We start from the raw sequence: 602 nt of genomic DNA, 5'->3' as shown, positions 1-602 counted from the left end.
TAGGTTAAAACAAGCAGGAAGATCAGTCCAAGAATATATAGAGGATTTTTATCGACTCTTGATTAGAGCAGGGCATGCAGAAGCAAATAAGGAGAAGGTTGCTCGTTATATCAGTGGGTTGCGACCTAGCATCCAGGAGGAACTAAGTCTAGTAAGAATGACCAGCGTTGAAGAGGCATACCAGTTTTCCCTATGAGTTGAAGAGAAGCTAAATAAAAGGTTTGAAGGAAGACAAAGAGGGCATGGTCAAGGAGGAAGGGGAAGCGGTAGGTCATCTGGAGGCCGCAATGAGACCCAAAAGAAAAATGAAGATTAGGGTACTAGCAGGAACTAGAGGAATGAGGGTTTCAACTGCTCCCATGATCAAGACTTTGGAAATCAGAGAGAAAGAGGTAGAGGAGATGGAAAAGGAAGAGGAGGCTTTCATGGTACCTATTTCCATTGCAATGAAGAAGGTCATCATGCCTTTGAATGCCCTCAATGACAAGGAAGGTTAGATAGGAGAGTTGAGGGTCAAGCTAGGGTTGCTCATGTGGATGAGGATGCAAAATCATCACATTCAGAGGATGCAGAAAGAGGAGAGACATTAGTAAATGAAAGGG

At 43.7% G+C, this 602-nt stretch carries 2 protein-coding genes; both read left to right on the top strand.

The genetic code is table 11. The features are described from left to right. Positions 1-196: retrotransposon gag family protein (locus CHM34_RS19625; RefSeq protein WP_206093845.1), on the top strand; the 196-nt coding region annotated here is incomplete at its 5' end. A gap of 25 nt (positions 197-221) precedes the next feature. After that, complete coding sequence (locus CHM34_RS19915; protein WP_094266051.1) at positions 222-497, top strand: hypothetical protein; 276 nt, start codon at positions 222-224, stop codon at positions 495-497. Positions 498-602: the final 105 nt, after the last annotated feature.

Origin of the sequence: Paludifilum halophilum, from assembly GCF_002245355.1 — a bacterium.
GTDB classification, from domain to species: Bacteria; Bacillota; Bacilli; order Thermoactinomycetales; family DSM-45169; genus Paludifilum; species Paludifilum halophilum.
Note: the sequence above shows the minus strand (reverse complement) of the source record. Positions and strands in the feature narration are given on the sequence as shown.